Genomic DNA, 15,882 nt, shown 5'->3' on the forward strand with positions numbered 1-15,882 from the left:
AATCAATATGACAACTTCTATTTCATCACCACAACAGGCTCTGGAATCTATGTTCGGCATGAAAATGCCTCTGGCCCATAGCCCTGGAGCGGGTGCGCAGACGATGCCGCTATCCGATTGGGATTTCTCAGCATTGCAGCAACCTCAGGACGATCCTTATGCTTTGGCGCAACAGATAGCAGACAGTAATTCTCATCTGTTCGAGTCCCCAGTATCATCGGAAGAGCTGGAGACGCGGGGGCTATCGCGCCGGGCAAGTATGAATAGCGATGCTTACAGCGCTGCACAAAGAAAGTTGACTGTAGCAGCCGGTAATAAGGGAACACCAGCTCATATTGCAACACTGGAAAATCTGATTGATTCAATACATTCGGATTTTCAGGCACCGTATGTCGAAATTAATAAAGCAGCCGCAGTGTTTATGAAAGATACCAATAACGCACTGGGTACAATCAGTAAGTTTATGGAAGCGGGTAAGGATGGAAAAATAGAATTCAAACCTCTGGCTTTTGTACAGGAAATGGACAAGGTTTTTGGGAAATATACAAGTTTTACAGTAAGTGGCACCGATGATTATTGGAGTTGGTCTCCTAATAACGATACCACAACACCTCTTTATACTTTTAAAGGAGACAGTAAAGCATTTGATTTTTGGAAAAATAAACTGGGCAATGATTTTATCATAAAACAAATTGCTGGTGGTGAAATTCAAATTCTTCCTAATTTAGATCCTATCAGGAAAATATATTCAACTGTAGCTGACCTCAATACCGGATGGAATGGAGGAGATATGCTTACACAAGTTTTTCAAAGTTTACAATCCTCCCTGGATAGTCAAAAAAATGCGGTAAGTAGTAGTGTATCGCGATTGGTGGAAGTTTTTCGACAGGATAATAGTAGCTTTGAAACCATGATCCAATTGCTAACTAAAATCACAGAAGATTTACATCGTTATAATGCTGGTTATATGAATTAAATAATATTTTAAATAAAGTAGCAGGGTTTATGGCCTGCTACTTATTCGAGCAGCGTGACGCAAACCAGTAATAATATGATCGTCTAAAAATATTAAGAGCACGGTATACCGCAGAGTGCTGGATATTTTTTTTGCAACCGGTGCGCACTGTTGTATTACAAAATTTTTAAGCTGTTTATATAAGGTAGATTATTTATGATTGCGCCGCAGTCTTTAGTACGCACTGCTGTAAGTCCAATTTCCTCACGGACTGATTCTGGTAGAGCGTCCCCCAGTAATGAAAACTCTTTGGCGGGAAACCTCTCCGGAGTTTCAGTTACCCCTTTACAATTCCCTGGTTCCTCTGCGGTTGATAGTGATAGCGTTCTTCATTTCAGCCAAAGTTCTGCTAATGGGCAGCCATTAGGTGAGGTAAACAAGGCCAAACATATGGAGGTCTTTTTCACCAGTTTGCAAAAACATGGAGCCAGGATTGGTAATTTGGAGAAGTTAACCCAAGTGATGAATCATGGCTACGGCCGTGATTTAAAAAACTCTACCATAGAGCAGGGTACTAAAGTAGCGCTGGCATTATTTAATGCTGTTCCTGCGGATATGCAAGATAAAGCCTTAATAGGCAAAGCAACAGCTTTCTATCAAGCGATGGATAACTTCTCCCAGTCGCCGGGGTCTACTGAAAAAAAGAATTCTGCATATAAGGCGTTAAAGACATTGACCTCTGCCCTTTCGGAAAAGCTGGGGTTATCTGGGGAAAACAATAAATCAGATAACTTAACTAAGTTTTGTGCTGACTATCTGAAGAAAGATGTCTGTTCGGATATTATTTCCAAACTTGAGGGCAAGTTGTCACCTGGTATTCTGGAAGGGCTAAGGAAGAATCCCGAGGGAGCCGTCGAATATCTCTATGATGGGCAAAACACCACTAACAATAATACGATTGATACGTTGAAGGCGCAGTTTGCACAACATACCAAGAAAGGCGATAAAGTGATGGTAATGTATTCACTACTCGCGGCATTGGAGCAAAAAACGCAAATAATAGCTGGGTTGATGCCCGATATTGCAACGCCAGATGCACCTTCATCACCAGTTGATGGTATTGCAGTCGACCAAGATATAGCGCAACCCGCTCCCGCTAATGGTAATAATACAGCCAAGCCTGAGCCTGTCGCACCGAATATTACTAATATTACGACGACAAATAATTATTATTATGGTTCGCCGCCATCTACCCGCACTTATATTTCGACTGAAACTATAAATATATCAGGTACAGAGACGACAACCAAACCTGAGAATAACCAGCCGCAGAGCGCGACAGCCTCTCAAACACAAGCAGATATGACGGACTCGTCTACTCAAGCATTCGACGAAGTTGATAGTGCATCAGCATCGCCAGATAATCTTAAACCTGCTACTTCTGCCAGCACTTCCGCGACCAATAAATCTCTTAATTCTTCCGGGACTTTATTTGGTATGAAAGGGCCAACACCATCATGGTTAGGCAAGGATGCTAAGGTATCACTGACCAACGATGGGCTGGTTCGTGATCTTAGCCGAAAACAGTCTTATGGGCAGGATGGCGTGGAGAAAAAACAGCCCGCTTCGCTAAATAGTTTTGGTAATCAATTTGTTGGGTTTGGGCAACAGAACCCTGCACCTGCACCAATACGTGGGGCGGATAAGGCTGAGCAAGATGCACCTCAAGTGAACAATACATCGGGTTTATCCACAGCAAGAGATATCCCTGTGTCGGATAATGCGTTGAATTCAGACAAAACACCGGAAGACACAGATGGCATTTATCATGCAGTTCCTGCTATGGCTGAGGCCGACGAGCCTCTTAATTCTGCCAAGACTGTAGCCGATACTGAAGACACAGTGTCATCCTCGCGGGATAAGTCAGGTTCTGAAGTGATATTGACTCGAGGTGGACAGGCTCGTGATCTCAGTCGAAAACAGGCTTATGGGCTGGGTGACTCACCATCAAAACAACCCACCTCGGTCAATGCGCAGGGGACTTTATTTGCCGGAATGGGGAAATCGGATGCTGTAACAACCTCTTCACGCAGTATCGGTGAAACTCGGCAGGTCAGGCAAGATGCGCCTCAGGTGAGTTACAAAGCGGATTTACTCGTCCCAGGGAAAGAACCTAACTTTATGACTACGCTGGATATTCAGGTCAACTCAGATGGAACATTGCAGCAAACTGCTGATGATACTTATCGTGCGACTCCCGCTAAGGTTGTAGCTGAGAAGCATCTTAATGCCCAGGGGACTTCATTTGGTATGAAGGTGGAGGCAGCCTCGGCGTCAACACAATCCGGGCTGGCGAACCATGATTCTGTGGTGACACTGACGCAACAAGGTGCACAGACGCGCGAGTTGAGTAGTAAATTAGCTTACCGATTGGGAGGCTCGCAGCCAAAAAGTTCTACTTCAGTTAATGCTCAGGGTAATCAATTTGTTGGGGTTGGGAAAAATCCCTCGATCCCAGAGCTGACACAATCCTGGATCAATAATAAGGGTGCTAATGTGGTATTGACTCAAGAAGGGGCGCAGACTCGCGTTCTTACTGAGAAAGATCGATATCGCGCAGATAAATTCACCAATAGTCAGCAACCCAATAACCCGTCAGAGGCTAAGTGATGAAATCAGAAAGCCCCCATCAGTGCTGGCTTAAGTCAGAACTAACCCAGATTCGCGCCTACTCGGGCGCGACCCAAAATTGGGATATGCAATCGCGTCTGATTGTCGATCTTCATCTCGACTCTCTGGAGATGCTGGAATTGGTGTCAGCAGTGGAAAAATATACCGAACATCCACTGGACGATAAAACCTGGATGACATGGTATCGGGTACAAGATGTATTGGATTACCTGGAAGAAGTCACTCGCTGATCGCCTGAATATTTTAAGGTATCTCTTTATTACTGCTGGCAGGGAAGGCGGCCTTATTGATACCTTATTTTAATGATTTTTTATTGACCCGTTAACTAATCGTAATATTCCTATTTTAGTGAGAAATTAAGAAGTAAAAATACAGTTAATTTTATTTTTTTTGTAAAAAATGGCTTGAATTTTCAAAAATGGATTAGATAATATTTCCGGGCTATCAATTGATTCCAATAATCCCGATTTCCGCAACAAGAGAGGTGAAAGGAAATAGGCGATGAAATACCAACATAAATTTTGCTCACATATCCAACGCGTGATTCATCTGGTCATGCTATCGCAACGCAGTTGTTTTGATTTCCATCTGTTTTACCTCAGGCTGTTCCCCTCCTCAATTTCATAAACTCAATTATTACGGATAACAGTGTCTTATCGTCAGAGCCAATAACACTTTGGTTCTGTGGTTATGCTTTGCCATAGATAAATAAAGAGATAGGTAATATGAAAAAATTAAAAGTTGCGTTCAGTGCCAATACAGCACATTGCTTTACTACTGAACGCGAACTTGTTGATATTCATGATACAAATTTCACTGATGTCTCCGCCGTCGTTATTTCCGTAGATGATGCCGTGACGGGGCTACTCGACAGGATAGAACAAACTGGTTTTGGTCTGCCGATATTCGTTGCCGTTTGCCATCGAGAAGAGTTACCCGCTGAAATTCTACCGCGGGTAACCAGCGTATTTGAATTGAATGATGGCAATAATGATTTTTATGGTAAACAACTGGAAGCTGCTGCGACCAAATATGAAAAAGAAGTCCTGCCGCCGTTTTTCGGCAGTTTAGTGGAATATGTACAACAGGGGAATGCAGCGTTTGATTGCCCAGGGCATCAGGGCGGGCAATTCTTCCGCCGTCATCCCGCTGGCCGCCAATTCTTTGATTATTTTGGTGAGACCTTATTCCGCTCAGATTTATGTAATGCTGATGTTTCCATGGGTGACCTGCTTATTCATGAAGGGGCACCTTGTGCAGCACAGCAACACGCGGCAAAAGTCTTTAATGCCGATAAAACCTACTTTGTTCTGAACGGAACCTCCTCTTCAAATAAAGTTGCACTACACGCTTTATTGACCCCAGGTGATTTAGTTCTTTTTGATCGTAATAACCATAAGTCGGTACATCATGGTGCATTAATTCAAGCGGGCGCGACCCCGGTATATTTGGAAACCGCGCGTAACCCGTTTGGTTTTATCGGTGGTATCGATTCGCACTGCTTTGAAGAGAAATATCTGCGCAATTTAATTCGTGAAGTGGCACCAGAGCGAGCCACAGAGCAACGGCCATTCCGGTTGGCTGTTATTCAGTTGGGCACCTATGACGGTACGATTTATAACGCTCGTCAAGTGGTGGATAAGATTGGTCATCTGTGTGATTACATTCTGTTTGACTCTGCATGGGTGGGTTACGAACAGTTCATCCCAATGATGAAAGATTGTTCTCCACTGCTGTTGGAATTGAATGAAAACGATCCGGGTATTCTGGTAACTCAATCTGTCCACAAGCAGCAGGCTGGTTTCTCTCAGACTTCGCAAATCCACAAAAAAGATAAACATATCAAAGGTCAGGCGCGCTATGTGAATCATAAACGAATGAATAACGCGTTTATGATGCAGGCCTCAACCAGCCCATTCTATCCGCTATTCGCTGCGCTGGATGTGAATGCCAGAATGCATGAAGGTGAAAGCGGTAAGCGCATGTGGATGGACTGCGTCAAGCTGGGGATCGAAACCCGTAAACAGTTGCTGAAGCTGTGCCAACACATTCGCCCGTTTGTGCCAGAAACTATTGATGGCCGTCGGTGGGAGGAGTTCGATACCGACCAAATGGCCAATGATCTGCGCTTCTTTGCCTTTGTTCCGGGGGAACCTTGGCACTCCTTTGCGGGCTATGCTGAACATCAATATTTTGTCGACCCATGCAAACTGATGCTGACCACACCGGGTATCAATGTGCAGACCGGCGAGTATGAGAAGTTTGGTGTTCCGGCCACCATTTTGGCGAACTTCCTGCGTGAAAATGGCATCGTGCCGGAAAAATGCGATCTTAACTCGATTCTGTTCCTGCTGACCCCAGCGGAAGATATGGCCAAGATGCAGCATCTTGTTGCTCAGATTGCGCGTTTTGAGCGCCTGTTAGAACAAGATGCGCCGTTAGCTGAAGTGTTACCGTCAATCTATCAGGCTAACGAAGCGCGTTATCAGAGGTACTCCATCCGCCAGCTGTGTCAGGAAATGCATGATCTGTATGTCAGCCACAATGTGAAAGAGTTGCAGAAAGAGATGTTCCGTAAGGCGCATTTCCCGAAAGCAGTAATGAATCCGCAACAAGCACATATCGAATTTGTCCGTGGCAATATCGAGTTGGTGGCATTGGATCAGATAGAAGGCCGTATCGCCGCCGAGGGTGCACTGCCTTATCCACCCGGCATTCTGTGTGTCGTTCCCGGTGAAGTATGGGGTGGTTCAGTACAGCGTTACTTCCTGGCGTTGGAAGAGGGCATTAACCTGTTACCGGGCTTTGCGCCTGAGCTGCAGGGGGTCTATATCCAGCAAGACGCTGATGGCCGTAAACGTGCTTATGGCTATGTCATCAAACAATAAGTTGTTGGCTACGTATTGAGCCAAATTGATTTTTTGATAACCAAAACTGCGGAGGGCGTGGCTCTAGAGTTGTGCATCCAGCCATGCTCTCCGCTTTCTCAATTTTTACAGAGAGTAAGGATAATGAGTGCGTCTAAATCGAACAAAATGGGCGTTGTTCAGCTCACCATTTTGACTGCGGTGAATATGATGGGGTCCGGGATCATCATGCTGCCAACCAAACTGGCAGAAGTCGGGACTATCTCTATCGTTTCGTGGTTAGTGACCGCTGTGGGGTCGATGGCGTTGGCCTATGCATTCGCCAAATGCGGGATGTTTAGCCGTAAGTCGGGCGGTATGGGCGGTTATGCGGAATATGCTTTCGGTAAGTCTGGCAACTTTATGGCCAACTATACCTATGGTGTGTCGTTATTGATTGCTAACGTAGCCATTGCTATTTCGGCGGTGGGTTACGGTACTGAGTTGATGGGGGCAGAGTTGAGTCCGTTGGGGATCTGTCTGGCAACAATAGGTGTGTTGTGGCTGTGTACTGTTGCTAACTTCGGTGGTGCACGTATTACCGGTAAGATCAGTGAAATTACCGTCTGGGGGGTTATCATCCCGGTAGTGGGGTTGTCCGTTATTGGCTGGTTCTGGTTTAGCCCGACCCTGTATGTCGAGTCCTGGAACCCTCATCATGTACCGACATTTGAAGCTATTGGTGCTTCTATTGCCATGACTTTGTGGGCATTTCTGGGGTTGGAGTCCGCTTGCGCCAACACTGATGTAGTGGAAAATCCGGAGAAAAATGTCCCTATCGCGGTGCTGGGCGGAACACTGGGTACAGCGGTGATTTACATCGTTTCAACCAATGTGATTGCCGGTATTGTGCCGAATATGGATTTGGCGAATTCTACCGCACCTTTTGGTCTGGCCTTCGCCCAGATGTTTGACCCTACCGTGGGTAAAATTATTATGGCGCTGATGGTGATGTCTTGCTGCGGTTCCTTGCTCGGCTGGCAATTTACTATTGCCCAGGTGTTTAAATCCTCTGCCGATGAAGGTTATTTCCCGAAAGTATTCTCCAAAATCAGTCAAGCAGAAGCACCCATCAAAGGCATGCTCGTTATTGTGGTTATTCAGACGGTGCTGTCTTTGATGACCATCAGCCCTTCACTGAATAAACAGTTTAACGTGCTGGTTAATCTGGCGGTGGTCACCAATATTATTCCTTATATCTTGTCGATGGCGGCGCTGATTATCATTCAGAAAGTGGCTAAGGTAGATTCGGCCAAAGCTCGGGCAGCCAATATCATTGCACTAATTGGTGCTCTATATAGCTTCTATGCTCTGTATTCATCCGGTGAAGAAGCCATGATGTATGGTGCTATCGTGACGTTCCTCGGGTGGACACTCTATGGCTTTGTTGCACCGCGTTTTGAAATTCAAGATAAAAAAATGTAATGCTGGCAGATAACTGCCTGCAATTTAGCAGATAAAATCAGGCTCAGAGGTGCGTGAGAATATTACTCTGAGCCTTTTCAATCAGGGCACGAACCATCCCGCCAGTAAGTGTATTAATGTAGCATTGACTCATTAACTTTATAATAAAGACTGATCTCATTTTTCACGTTATATTTATCGTAGATGCTTTTTCTGTGTGCACTGACCGTTTTATCGCTAATACCTAGGTGTTCGGCAATGTCTTTATTGTTCATGCCAAGCATAATAAACTTCAATACTTGTTGTTGACGATGAGTTAAACCACGACGGCTTGGGGTTTTATGTCTAACATTCGAGTTTTTTTTACCCTCTTTTATTTTATTTTTCATCTTAACTAATTGATAAAAATTGTGCTCAATCTCACTGGTAGTCGCTGACTTACTTAATAGAAATTGGGTGTTTGACTGCAAAAAGTCATAATAGAACTTCAATTCAGAACCTTTCCACAATACCATTAGAGATGATTCTCCAAAGCGCGCGCGAATTAAAGAAAAGACCTTTTCCTGATTTTTTATGCTGATGCCATCAACATCAAAAATACATATCACTTCATTTTTTTGAATTAATAAATCGATAAAACTGTCAAATTCTGAGCACACAAAAGTATTGATAGTGTTAGTCGAAAAAATATCTTTCCTCATAACGTCGGTAACGGTTTTTTGTAATGAGAATCGAATGAGTCCACAACCACTAAAGATAATTATATTATACATGTAATCGCTCTTTTTAATTATTTTGTAAGTTAATTGTCATTTCCCTGGGGTAAGTGACAATATATTAATAAATAACTGACCCAATACGATAAATATCCATCAAGATAATAAAGAAAAGATGGTGTGATATTTTAAGGATAAGCCACGGTAAATATTGCATCGGCTTTAACACCACCTGTGCCTAATTCACCTTTGGTGCGAATATATTTTGCGGTCAGGTTTAAAGGAACGGAACCACCCTCAGATGTTGAGGTTCCCACTAAAAATTGGCCGACATTACTACTGCTCACGGTGGTATTTTGCGCCCCTAATTGCACCTGGCTGCTATCACTTTTCTCCAGCACAATACCAACGCCTTTGGCGGTACTGCTCGGTGATAATGATAAGATATTGGTACGATTGGATTTGTTATTACTGTCTGTAAAGGTGATATAGGGTTTTGCATCTTTACCGCAATTCCCTAGCGGGATGCTAAATGACTTACCGCCGCTGATATCTCCCTCTTTGAGCAATGAGGATGATTCTGCCTCCGGTAAGCCCACCTCTATATTGACGCCACCTAAATCGCAAGTTGGGTTAGCTGGTGGCGGTAATTCGGGCAGAATATTGCCGCCGCCTTCTGGTGCGATAATATCCTGGCCCATCAAGATATGGAAAGCAGTACAGCGACTACCACCGGGCAGCAGATTCTTATCATTCCAGGTATTGGTATTACCAAAAATAAGATTCAGTAAGGCTCCAGCGATACCTGTTACTTTACCACCGCTATAGACTTGGGCGTTGGTAACCACAAATTCTTGTAACCAAGTCTCGGTCGCTATTAATTGATTACCGGCGGTTTGGACTGTACGGGTATTTAATATATTGAACGCAGTTGTGCTGACTGAACCTCCAGGGCTATTGCCCATATTGGTCATACGAAAACCTATGCCGCTTGCCCCTAACACCGGGATAGTTCTATGGATGCTATTCATCGTACCCTGAGTATACCAACCACCAACGATTAATTGGTCAGCTGCCGTCCCCGTCTTGTTATAGGTAAACGAAGTGGTCATCACCCTCTTTGCTATCACAAAACCATCGGTCAAATTAGTCGGCATAGCTGAAATAATATAAGGCCCGGCAGTAATGGTGCCGGCGTTACAGCTGGCAGTAACAATCACGGCCTGGCTCTGTCCGATATAAGCCATTGTGAGTAACAATGTACAGACCATTGCCCATAACCGACGGTAACCTATTGTTGTTCGGTGTAATCTCTTCATCTATTACCCTGCTGATTTTGCGGTTTGACAAGTCGCCCCATTACAACTGAACGTCAGTGACGGGCGGCCACCAAAATCATTAATGTAAGTCAGTACTGGTTGGCTAAAATGAGCCGATTTCAGTTCACTGCTGGACTTCGGTGCCACCATGGTGGATGGTTCCTCTCCGGTTAATACCGTGCCTTTATTAACTAAACCAATAATGGTCAGGTAATAAGGCGTTGGATTATCGACCCGATAGCCCTGTGCTGTTTTATGTAATACCACTTGCTGCTGCCAGATATCACCTGACTTTGGTGTAATGGCTTGTGGGCGATAGAACAGTTTGATTTTGGTTTGTAATGCAATTTGCATGACGTTGGATTTTTCGCTGCGTGGTGGGATTTCCCGCAGATTGAAATAAAACAGTGACTCGCGATCCTGTGGCAATTTCAGCGCTTCAGGCATGGCGGAAATTCTGACGGCACTTTTCGCACCCGGCTCAATTCGCTGGACGGGCGGGGTGACCACTAATGGTGTGGTGATTTTCTTACCGTCACTGTCTTCAATCCATGATTGGGCGAGATAGGGTAATTCTTTATTTTCATTGCTGATATTCAGGCTGACTGACTTATTTTGACCGTTATAAATCACGCGGGTACGGTCTAAAGCGATGGCCGCATTCGCTGCCTGAGCACTGAGTACGAATGTGCAAAATAGTGCTATTTTCTTTATGTGTTGCATCTTTGTATTTACCTATTTAATGAGTTGGCAGGGCAGTAATAAATGCGTCTGCGCCTGTAATTTCTCAGGAATATTCACCTGACATTGTGTGCTGCCATTCCATGCCACATCCAGTGTCTCACCTGGCTGAACACCACTCAGATAAGCAAATCCATCATCACTGACAATCGCCAATTCCTGGCCTTTGGTGTTGAATACGCTGCCGCCAAACGGGGGGTAACTACCATCATCCCGCCGCAATGTGGCGATAATTTTCGCGCCTTTCATCATGCTAAAACGGCGATAACCAATAGCGCCTTCGGTTAATGAGCTTTCGACTGCTGATTGACGGGCTTCGACATCTTCATCTAACTGATTGATATCAATGCGGGTATCGGTGCGGTAATAGCTGCTCATATCATTCACAACAGCAATACCGAAGGTATTCGAACGTAAGTTTTGCCCTTCAATGGGTACTCCGGGCACGCCGTCGGTATCCACCATTAAACGGGTGCCGCCGCTGCTGCCGCTACTGTGCAAGGCCGCGCCCTTGGTGGTCAGCGTTGCCCCGCCTCTGGCTGATAAGCCATAGGAGGTATAACTGTCCTGTGCGTAGGCGGTGTTAACACTCATTTCCGCAATACTATTGCGTTGGTTATAGAACCCACTGAACTGGCCTTTGGTGCCATTATCCTGTTGGCTATTCAAACCAGCCGCTAATCTGTAGCTGCTATTTTGTGCATTGTTATTCATGTAACTGACGGTTTGGTTATAACTGTTATTTCTGTGCTGCCCGCTATAACTGATGCTTTGCCTATTTCCTAACGGAACTGACAGGCTCAAATAAATGGCATCATCATTAATGCCATTATTTTTACTGCGGCTGGCGGAGGCATTAACGGATAACTCTTTCAGCGATAGCGCATCAAAATATTGGCTGAGGGTCAGGTTATAGCTATCCGCCGCTTGCTGATCCCAATAGGTCTGATGACTGTACGAGAGATATAAACTGACCCGCGCATCGGGGAAGTTTTTGTTTGCTGTAATGGTGTACATCTCTTTGTCCGTACCCGCGGTATTGTCTCTATAACGGTTACTCAAATATTGGTCCATGGTCATGAACTCGCGCTCCGAGAAGCGGTAACCGGCAAAGGTGACCTCGCTGTCTAGCTGGTCAAACCGTTTGGCATAACTCAACCGGAAAGATTTACCTTGTTGCGTCGTTTGTTGTGGCAAATTTGTGGCATAAGATTGAGTAATATCGGCCGACAGTGCGCCAAAAGCATACAAGTCGCGGCCAAGGCCCATGGATAACGCGTTATAATCACCAGCAATAATTGCGCCGCCATATAATGACCAGCTATTGCTGATCCCCCAGGACAATTCGCTACTGGCAAAAGCGGGGCCTTCAAAGCCATGACTCAGTGTTGATGGGCGGCCAACTGCCGTTTTATAGCGAATGGCACCCGGGCGTGTCAGATAGGGGATGGTGGCGGTGTTCACCTGAAAGGTCTGTACGCTACCATCCTGTTCTTCCACTTTGACGTCTAACAACCCACTGACTGAGCTATTTAAATCTTGAATTCGAAAAGGCCCGGATGGCACAGTGGTCTGATAGATCAAGCGCCCTTGCTGACTTACGGTAACCTTGGCATTAGTCCGTGCAATTCCGCTAACTTCCGGTGCATAGCCACGTAAGTTTGGCGGCAACATTTTTTCATCGCTGGCTAAACTCAGGCCGGTATAACGAAAAGTGTTAAAAATATCAGAAGAGAAATAGTTCTCCCCTATGGTTAGCGTGGCGGCTAATGAGCGAATGGCCCGGTAAGCATAAATCCGGCTCCAGTCAAACTGACTTTGTTGCTGGCTATTATTTCCGCTGGTATGACTATAATTACCTTGATAATCACCGCGCAGTCGCCATGGGCCATAGTTCAAACCTGTGGTGCCATTTAAACTGGCATTACGTGTGGTATCTCCTTGATTAGGTTTGCTAAACAACGTATTGAGGTTGTAATCCAGCATCAATCCCGGAATACCGTCATCCCACAGGGCTGGGGGCACCCAATTGGCATCGACATATTCAAGCCAGGCCTGTGGAATTGTGATGTAAAGCACCCCTGCGGCGAGGTCTGTTTTTGTCACCACACCTTCCAATGCACTGAGATCTGCGCATTGATCCTGATGCCAATACATCACTTTGCTCAATACTTCTGGCTTCAGACCAAACTGCTTAATCACTACCGGTGCAAGGCAAGGTTCACTGCTATCAGGTCTGCCTTCGCGTGGCATGAAAGGTACTGTTTGCTCCGGTAAATTGTGTTGATTCACATTGATTACTAACAAGTATTGCCCTGGCATAACATAACCGGAGGCAGTGAAACGCGATAAATCGATATTTTGTTTATCTTCCGCATCCATAACATCCATATTGAATTCGACAGCATTCGCCGCCCCAATGAGTCCCACCAATGACGAGGCAATGACGGTCTTATAAATTGTCTTAAGATGATTCATTGGGGTATTCATATAAATGACCGAATTAGCGAACAAAATGCCTGGCAAAGGGGTGAGTGAAATACCCAAGTGAAAAAACGCTTACTGGTAAGTCAGGATAAAATGAACCGCAGCATGAAACCGCCCGGATTGGGGAAGCGTTGAGTTTCTGATTAAATGCAACGAGTAATTCAAGGTTTTCTTTTCGTCTAATACACCGTGATGAGAAATACCTAAACCCGGTGTTATTTTTTTTCCCTGTTCATCTCTGAGTTCAAAGGAAACCCCTTTGGCATCACCACTCAGCGCGAATAAATTGTTGCCATTTTCTGTCGGCCCATCAAAGGCCAGGCTAAATGTGGAATATTGTGTGGTGCTATTATTATTGGATTGCAAAATACAATTCATTAATGTTATAGAGAAAGGATAGCCTTCGCCTGAAGGTAATTCGGTAATTCTTTCTATTGGGATGATTCCCAAATCTACTGTTTGGTCAAGGGTGTCTGAATAAATAGCACAAGCCGGATTTATTATTACACCATTCATACTGACACGCCCTTTTTCTTGTTGAATAGCAAAAATAGGCGATGAAAAAAATAAAATCAGTAGTGGCAATAATAATCTCATCATAATGATAGGAAATATCGACTGTTGTTTATTCAGGAAGAAGCACACGGATAATGCCATATGCTTCTCACGAAAATCAGTTATAAGCTAAGGTGAAGTTAGCTACGCTGGTGAATTCACCAGGGACTACGCTACCAACAGTGGCGCTATTGCCTTGCAGGTATGCGGAATATATCAGGGTATTGTTGTCTGCCCCCAAGGTATGAGCGGCTGAGGCTTGACCCAGCTTGATAGTTGAGCCGCTACCATCGGTAATGACCACACCTGCACCTTTAGCTGTACCGGTAATTCCCAATAGTGCCGGGTCAGTATTGTCAGTAGAACCTGTAAAGGTAATTGCCACGTTTTTCATTGTGGTGATATCACATTTTTCCAGTTCAATACTGAAATTACGCGGAGTAGAAGTGCCTTTATTGACTAATGAAGCTGAAGATATTTGCCCCAAATCAACAGTTTGGTCACTAGATTCTGGTGTGATTGAGCAAGGTGCATCAATAATAGAACCGGTGAAGGTCACAGTGCCAGAACCGCTATCAGCTGCTTGGGCGGTAAATGCGAAAGTAGATAAAATAGTTGTTGCTAATAATGCTTTATTGAAAAGAGACATAAATAACCTTTATTTAAATAACTTAATATAAGTTGATGGGCTAATATTGATTGCCCGTCAGTTGTATGGCGCAAGGCCAAATTTTAAAATCGCAGAATTTCGATAAAAACATTGCAAGTTATATGGCAATACAATGTCGTTATTTTTTTCCAAAAATATTAATCGGTAGGGATGGATTAATATTAAAAATACATAGCTGGTAGGTAATTCATGACTGTTTAATAATGAATTCTACTGAATGTTACCATCATGTCTGCAAATGATGGTAAAACAACTCTGATTCACTATGAAAATAATATACACGATCTTTTTATCTGGTAAATACCAATTTTTTCGACAAAATTGATCGCAACATGTGGTTGTTGTGGTGCTTTGTTCTGTTGCGTGATCTACTGTCAGATCATTACGCTAATCTTCTATTTTTATTTGACCTAATACTTCAAGATCAATGTCCATTCCCAGATAGAAATACAACTAAAATTTATAGTCTCCTTACTTAATAATCTGAAATATCTACAAACCTTGTAGGAATTCTCTCGGGTTAAAAAGGTTAGTAATATAGATACTGAGAGATGGCTATATAGTTATCAAGAGAGCGCAAATTTACTGTCTTCTGGGTAGGCTGGGATCTTTCCTAGCACACTCAGTACAAATAAAGAAAGCTCCCAATCTGTTTCTACTCCTAACTTACTCATGGCATTGCGTTTATGGTTACTGATAGTTTTGATACTACGTTGAGACTGTACCGCAATCTCAGAAACCGATTCACCGAGCGAAATTCTGTCAAGAACCTCAATTTCATTATTGGTCATCATTCGGCTCATCGAGTTATGCCCGATGGTATTTTGCATAAATTCTCTGTTATATTTATGACTGTAAAAAAAATCCCCTTTACTGATCTCAATGATATTATTCAGACAATCATTACTCGATAATATTGCATCCATTTGCATATATGAAAAATACCGTAAAACACTGACATTTTTGATATCGGTATAGAGGACGAATTTAATATCAGGCCAACGTTGTTTGAGTTGATAAACCTGCTTTATGCTATGAAATGGTTTGTCATCTGCAACTAAAATCCCGAGAAAAACGATATCTATCTTTTTATGACTTAAGTCATGTTCTAATTGTTGAAAATTATCAGAAATGCTTATCACATTGATATCAAGATTTTTTTCTTTCAGTTCGTGCTCTAACCCCAATACCACCAGTGGTGAGCTATCTACTAATGCAATATTCATATTGTAGTCCCTTTAATAGGTTATTTTTTCTATGAAAGCGACAGATGGCTTTTATTGTGAATAATTAAATATCACTATTATATGACCGCTTGAAATAATAAAGTATTGCTGTGCTTAAATAGACGTTGATATTTTATTTTTGCTGTCTGTGCATTCAATTTATGCCACTATATTAGGGGTTGTTTTTATTCTATGTTAGGTAGTTTAGTTGC

Annotated in this window: 12 protein-coding genes; 5 read left to right on the forward strand and 7 right to left on the reverse strand. The window is 43.7% G+C overall.

Going from position 1 to position 15,882, the window contains the following annotated elements; all coding sequences use genetic code 11:
- Nucleotides 1-7: 7 nt before the first annotated feature.
- The 5 genes from FTB31_RS10845 (at nucleotide 8) to potE (ending at nucleotide 7,977) form a co-directional block, all read left to right on the forward strand.
- A complete protein-coding gene (locus FTB31_RS10845) occupies nucleotides 8-976 on the forward strand; it encodes an IpaD/SipD/SspD family type III secretion system needle tip protein (protein ID WP_227731368.1) in 969 nt (322 codons plus the stop codon).
- 429 nt (nucleotides 977-1,405) lie between these two features.
- Complete coding sequence (locus tag FTB31_RS10850; protein WP_227731369.1) at nucleotides 1,406-3,625, forward strand: hypothetical protein; 2,220 nt, start codon at nucleotides 1,406-1,408, stop codon at nucleotides 3,623-3,625.
- Nucleotides 3,625-3,876 carry an acyl carrier protein gene (locus FTB31_RS10855; RefSeq protein WP_077175106.1) on the forward strand — a complete coding sequence of 84 codons (252 nt, stop codon included), beginning with the start codon at nucleotides 3,625-3,627 and terminating at the stop codon, nucleotides 3,874-3,876. Before FTB31_RS10850 ends, FTB31_RS10855 begins: the two co-directional genes overlap by 1 nt.
- Before the next feature lie 495 nt (nucleotides 3,877-4,371).
- Complete coding sequence (speF, locus tag FTB31_RS10860; protein WP_227723100.1) at nucleotides 4,372-6,534, forward strand: ornithine decarboxylase SpeF; 2,163 nt, start codon at nucleotides 4,372-4,374, stop codon at nucleotides 6,532-6,534.
- A 123-nt stretch (nucleotides 6,535-6,657) separates the two neighbouring features.
- Nucleotides 6,658-7,977, forward strand: coding sequence for a putrescine-ornithine antiporter (gene potE, locus FTB31_RS10865; RefSeq protein ID WP_077175104.1), 1,320 nt, complete (start codon nucleotides 6,658-6,660; stop codon nucleotides 7,975-7,977).
- A gap of 113 nt (nucleotides 7,978-8,090) precedes the next feature.
- Here potE and FTB31_RS21520 read toward each other — a convergent pair whose 3' ends face one another.
- The 7 genes from FTB31_RS21520 to FTB31_RS10900 all read right to left on the reverse strand — a co-directional run bounded on the left by FTB31_RS21520 (nucleotide 8,091) and on the right by FTB31_RS10900 (nucleotide 15,670).
- On the reverse strand, nucleotides 8,091-8,729 hold the full coding sequence (locus FTB31_RS21520) for a helix-turn-helix transcriptional regulator (RefSeq protein WP_077295371.1): 639 nt from the start codon (nucleotides 8,727-8,729) through the stop codon (nucleotides 8,091-8,093).
- A gap of 131 nt (nucleotides 8,730-8,860) precedes the next feature.
- Entirely contained in the window at nucleotides 8,861-9,991 is a 1,131-nt protein-coding gene (locus FTB31_RS10875; RefSeq protein ID WP_139343731.1) for a fimbrial protein, read from the reverse strand.
- Nucleotides 9,992-9,994: 3 nt separating this feature from the next.
- Nucleotides 9,995-10,714: a fimbria/pilus periplasmic chaperone gene (locus tag FTB31_RS10880; protein WP_227723104.1), complete on the reverse strand. Its 720-nt coding sequence runs from the start codon at nucleotides 10,712-10,714 to the stop codon at nucleotides 9,995-9,997.
- A 12-nt stretch (nucleotides 10,715-10,726) separates the two neighbouring features.
- Nucleotides 10,727-13,210 carry a fimbria/pilus outer membrane usher protein gene (locus tag FTB31_RS10885; RefSeq protein ID WP_139344326.1) on the reverse strand — a complete coding sequence of 828 codons (2,484 nt, stop codon included), beginning with the start codon at nucleotides 13,208-13,210 and terminating at the stop codon, nucleotides 10,727-10,729.
- An 81-nt stretch (nucleotides 13,211-13,291) separates the two neighbouring features.
- Nucleotides 13,292-13,876, reverse strand: a complete 585-nt coding sequence (locus tag FTB31_RS10890; protein ID WP_077175100.1) for a fimbrial protein — start codon at nucleotides 13,874-13,876, stop codon at nucleotides 13,292-13,294.
- 16 nt (nucleotides 13,877-13,892) lie between these two features.
- Nucleotides 13,893-14,423 (reverse strand): fimbrial protein, encoded by a 531-nt coding sequence (locus tag FTB31_RS10895; protein WP_077175099.1) that lies wholly within the window; start codon nucleotides 14,421-14,423, stop codon nucleotides 13,893-13,895.
- A 587-nt stretch (nucleotides 14,424-15,010) separates the two neighbouring features.
- A complete protein-coding gene (locus FTB31_RS10900) occupies nucleotides 15,011-15,670 on the reverse strand; it encodes a response regulator transcription factor (protein ID WP_077175098.1) in 660 nt (219 codons plus the stop codon).
- Nucleotides 15,671-15,882: the final 212 nt, after the last annotated feature.

The organism is Yersinia proxima (assembly GCF_902170785.1).
Lineage (GTDB): Bacteria > Pseudomonadota > Gammaproteobacteria > Enterobacterales > Enterobacteriaceae > Yersinia > Yersinia proxima.

What these genes read in the sequence shown, in the direction of transcription:
- FTB31_RS10895 (WP_077175099.1), bottom strand. Translation starts at nt 14,423, where the DNA reads ATGTCTCTTTTCAATAAAGCATTATTAGCAACAACTATTTTATCTACT.
- FTB31_RS10900 (WP_077175098.1), bottom strand. Translation starts at nt 15,670, where the DNA reads ATGAATATTGCATTAGTAGATAGCTCACCACTGGTGGTATTGGGGTTA.
- FTB31_RS21520 (WP_077295371.1), bottom strand. Translation starts at nt 8,729, where the DNA reads ATGTATAATATAATTATCTTTAGTGGTTGTGGACTCATTCGATTCTCA.
- speF (WP_227723100.1), top strand. Translation starts at nt 4,372, where the DNA reads ATGAAAAAATTAAAAGTTGCGTTCAGTGCCAATACAGCACATTGCTTT.
- FTB31_RS10845 (WP_227731368.1), top strand. Translation starts at nt 8, where the DNA reads ATGACAACTTCTATTTCATCACCACAACAGGCTCTGGAATCTATGTTC.
- FTB31_RS10850 (WP_227731369.1), top strand. Translation starts at nt 1,406, where the DNA reads ATGGAGGTCTTTTTCACCAGTTTGCAAAAACATGGAGCCAGGATTGGT.
- FTB31_RS10890 (WP_077175100.1), bottom strand. Translation starts at nt 13,876, where the DNA reads ATGGCATTATCCGTGTGCTTCTTCCTGAATAAACAACAGTCGATATTT.
- FTB31_RS10875 (WP_139343731.1), bottom strand. Translation starts at nt 9,991, where the DNA reads ATGAAGAGATTACACCGAACAACAATAGGTTACCGTCGGTTATGGGCA.
- potE (WP_077175104.1), top strand. Translation starts at nt 6,658, where the DNA reads ATGAGTGCGTCTAAATCGAACAAAATGGGCGTTGTTCAGCTCACCATT.
- FTB31_RS10855 (WP_077175106.1), top strand. Translation starts at nt 3,625, where the DNA reads ATGAAATCAGAAAGCCCCCATCAGTGCTGGCTTAAGTCAGAACTAACC.
- FTB31_RS10880 (WP_227723104.1), bottom strand. Translation starts at nt 10,714, where the DNA reads ATGCAACACATAAAGAAAATAGCACTATTTTGCACATTCGTACTCAGT.
- FTB31_RS10885 (WP_139344326.1), bottom strand. Translation starts at nt 13,210, where the DNA reads ATGAATCATCTTAAGACAATTTATAAGACCGTCATTGCCTCGTCATTG.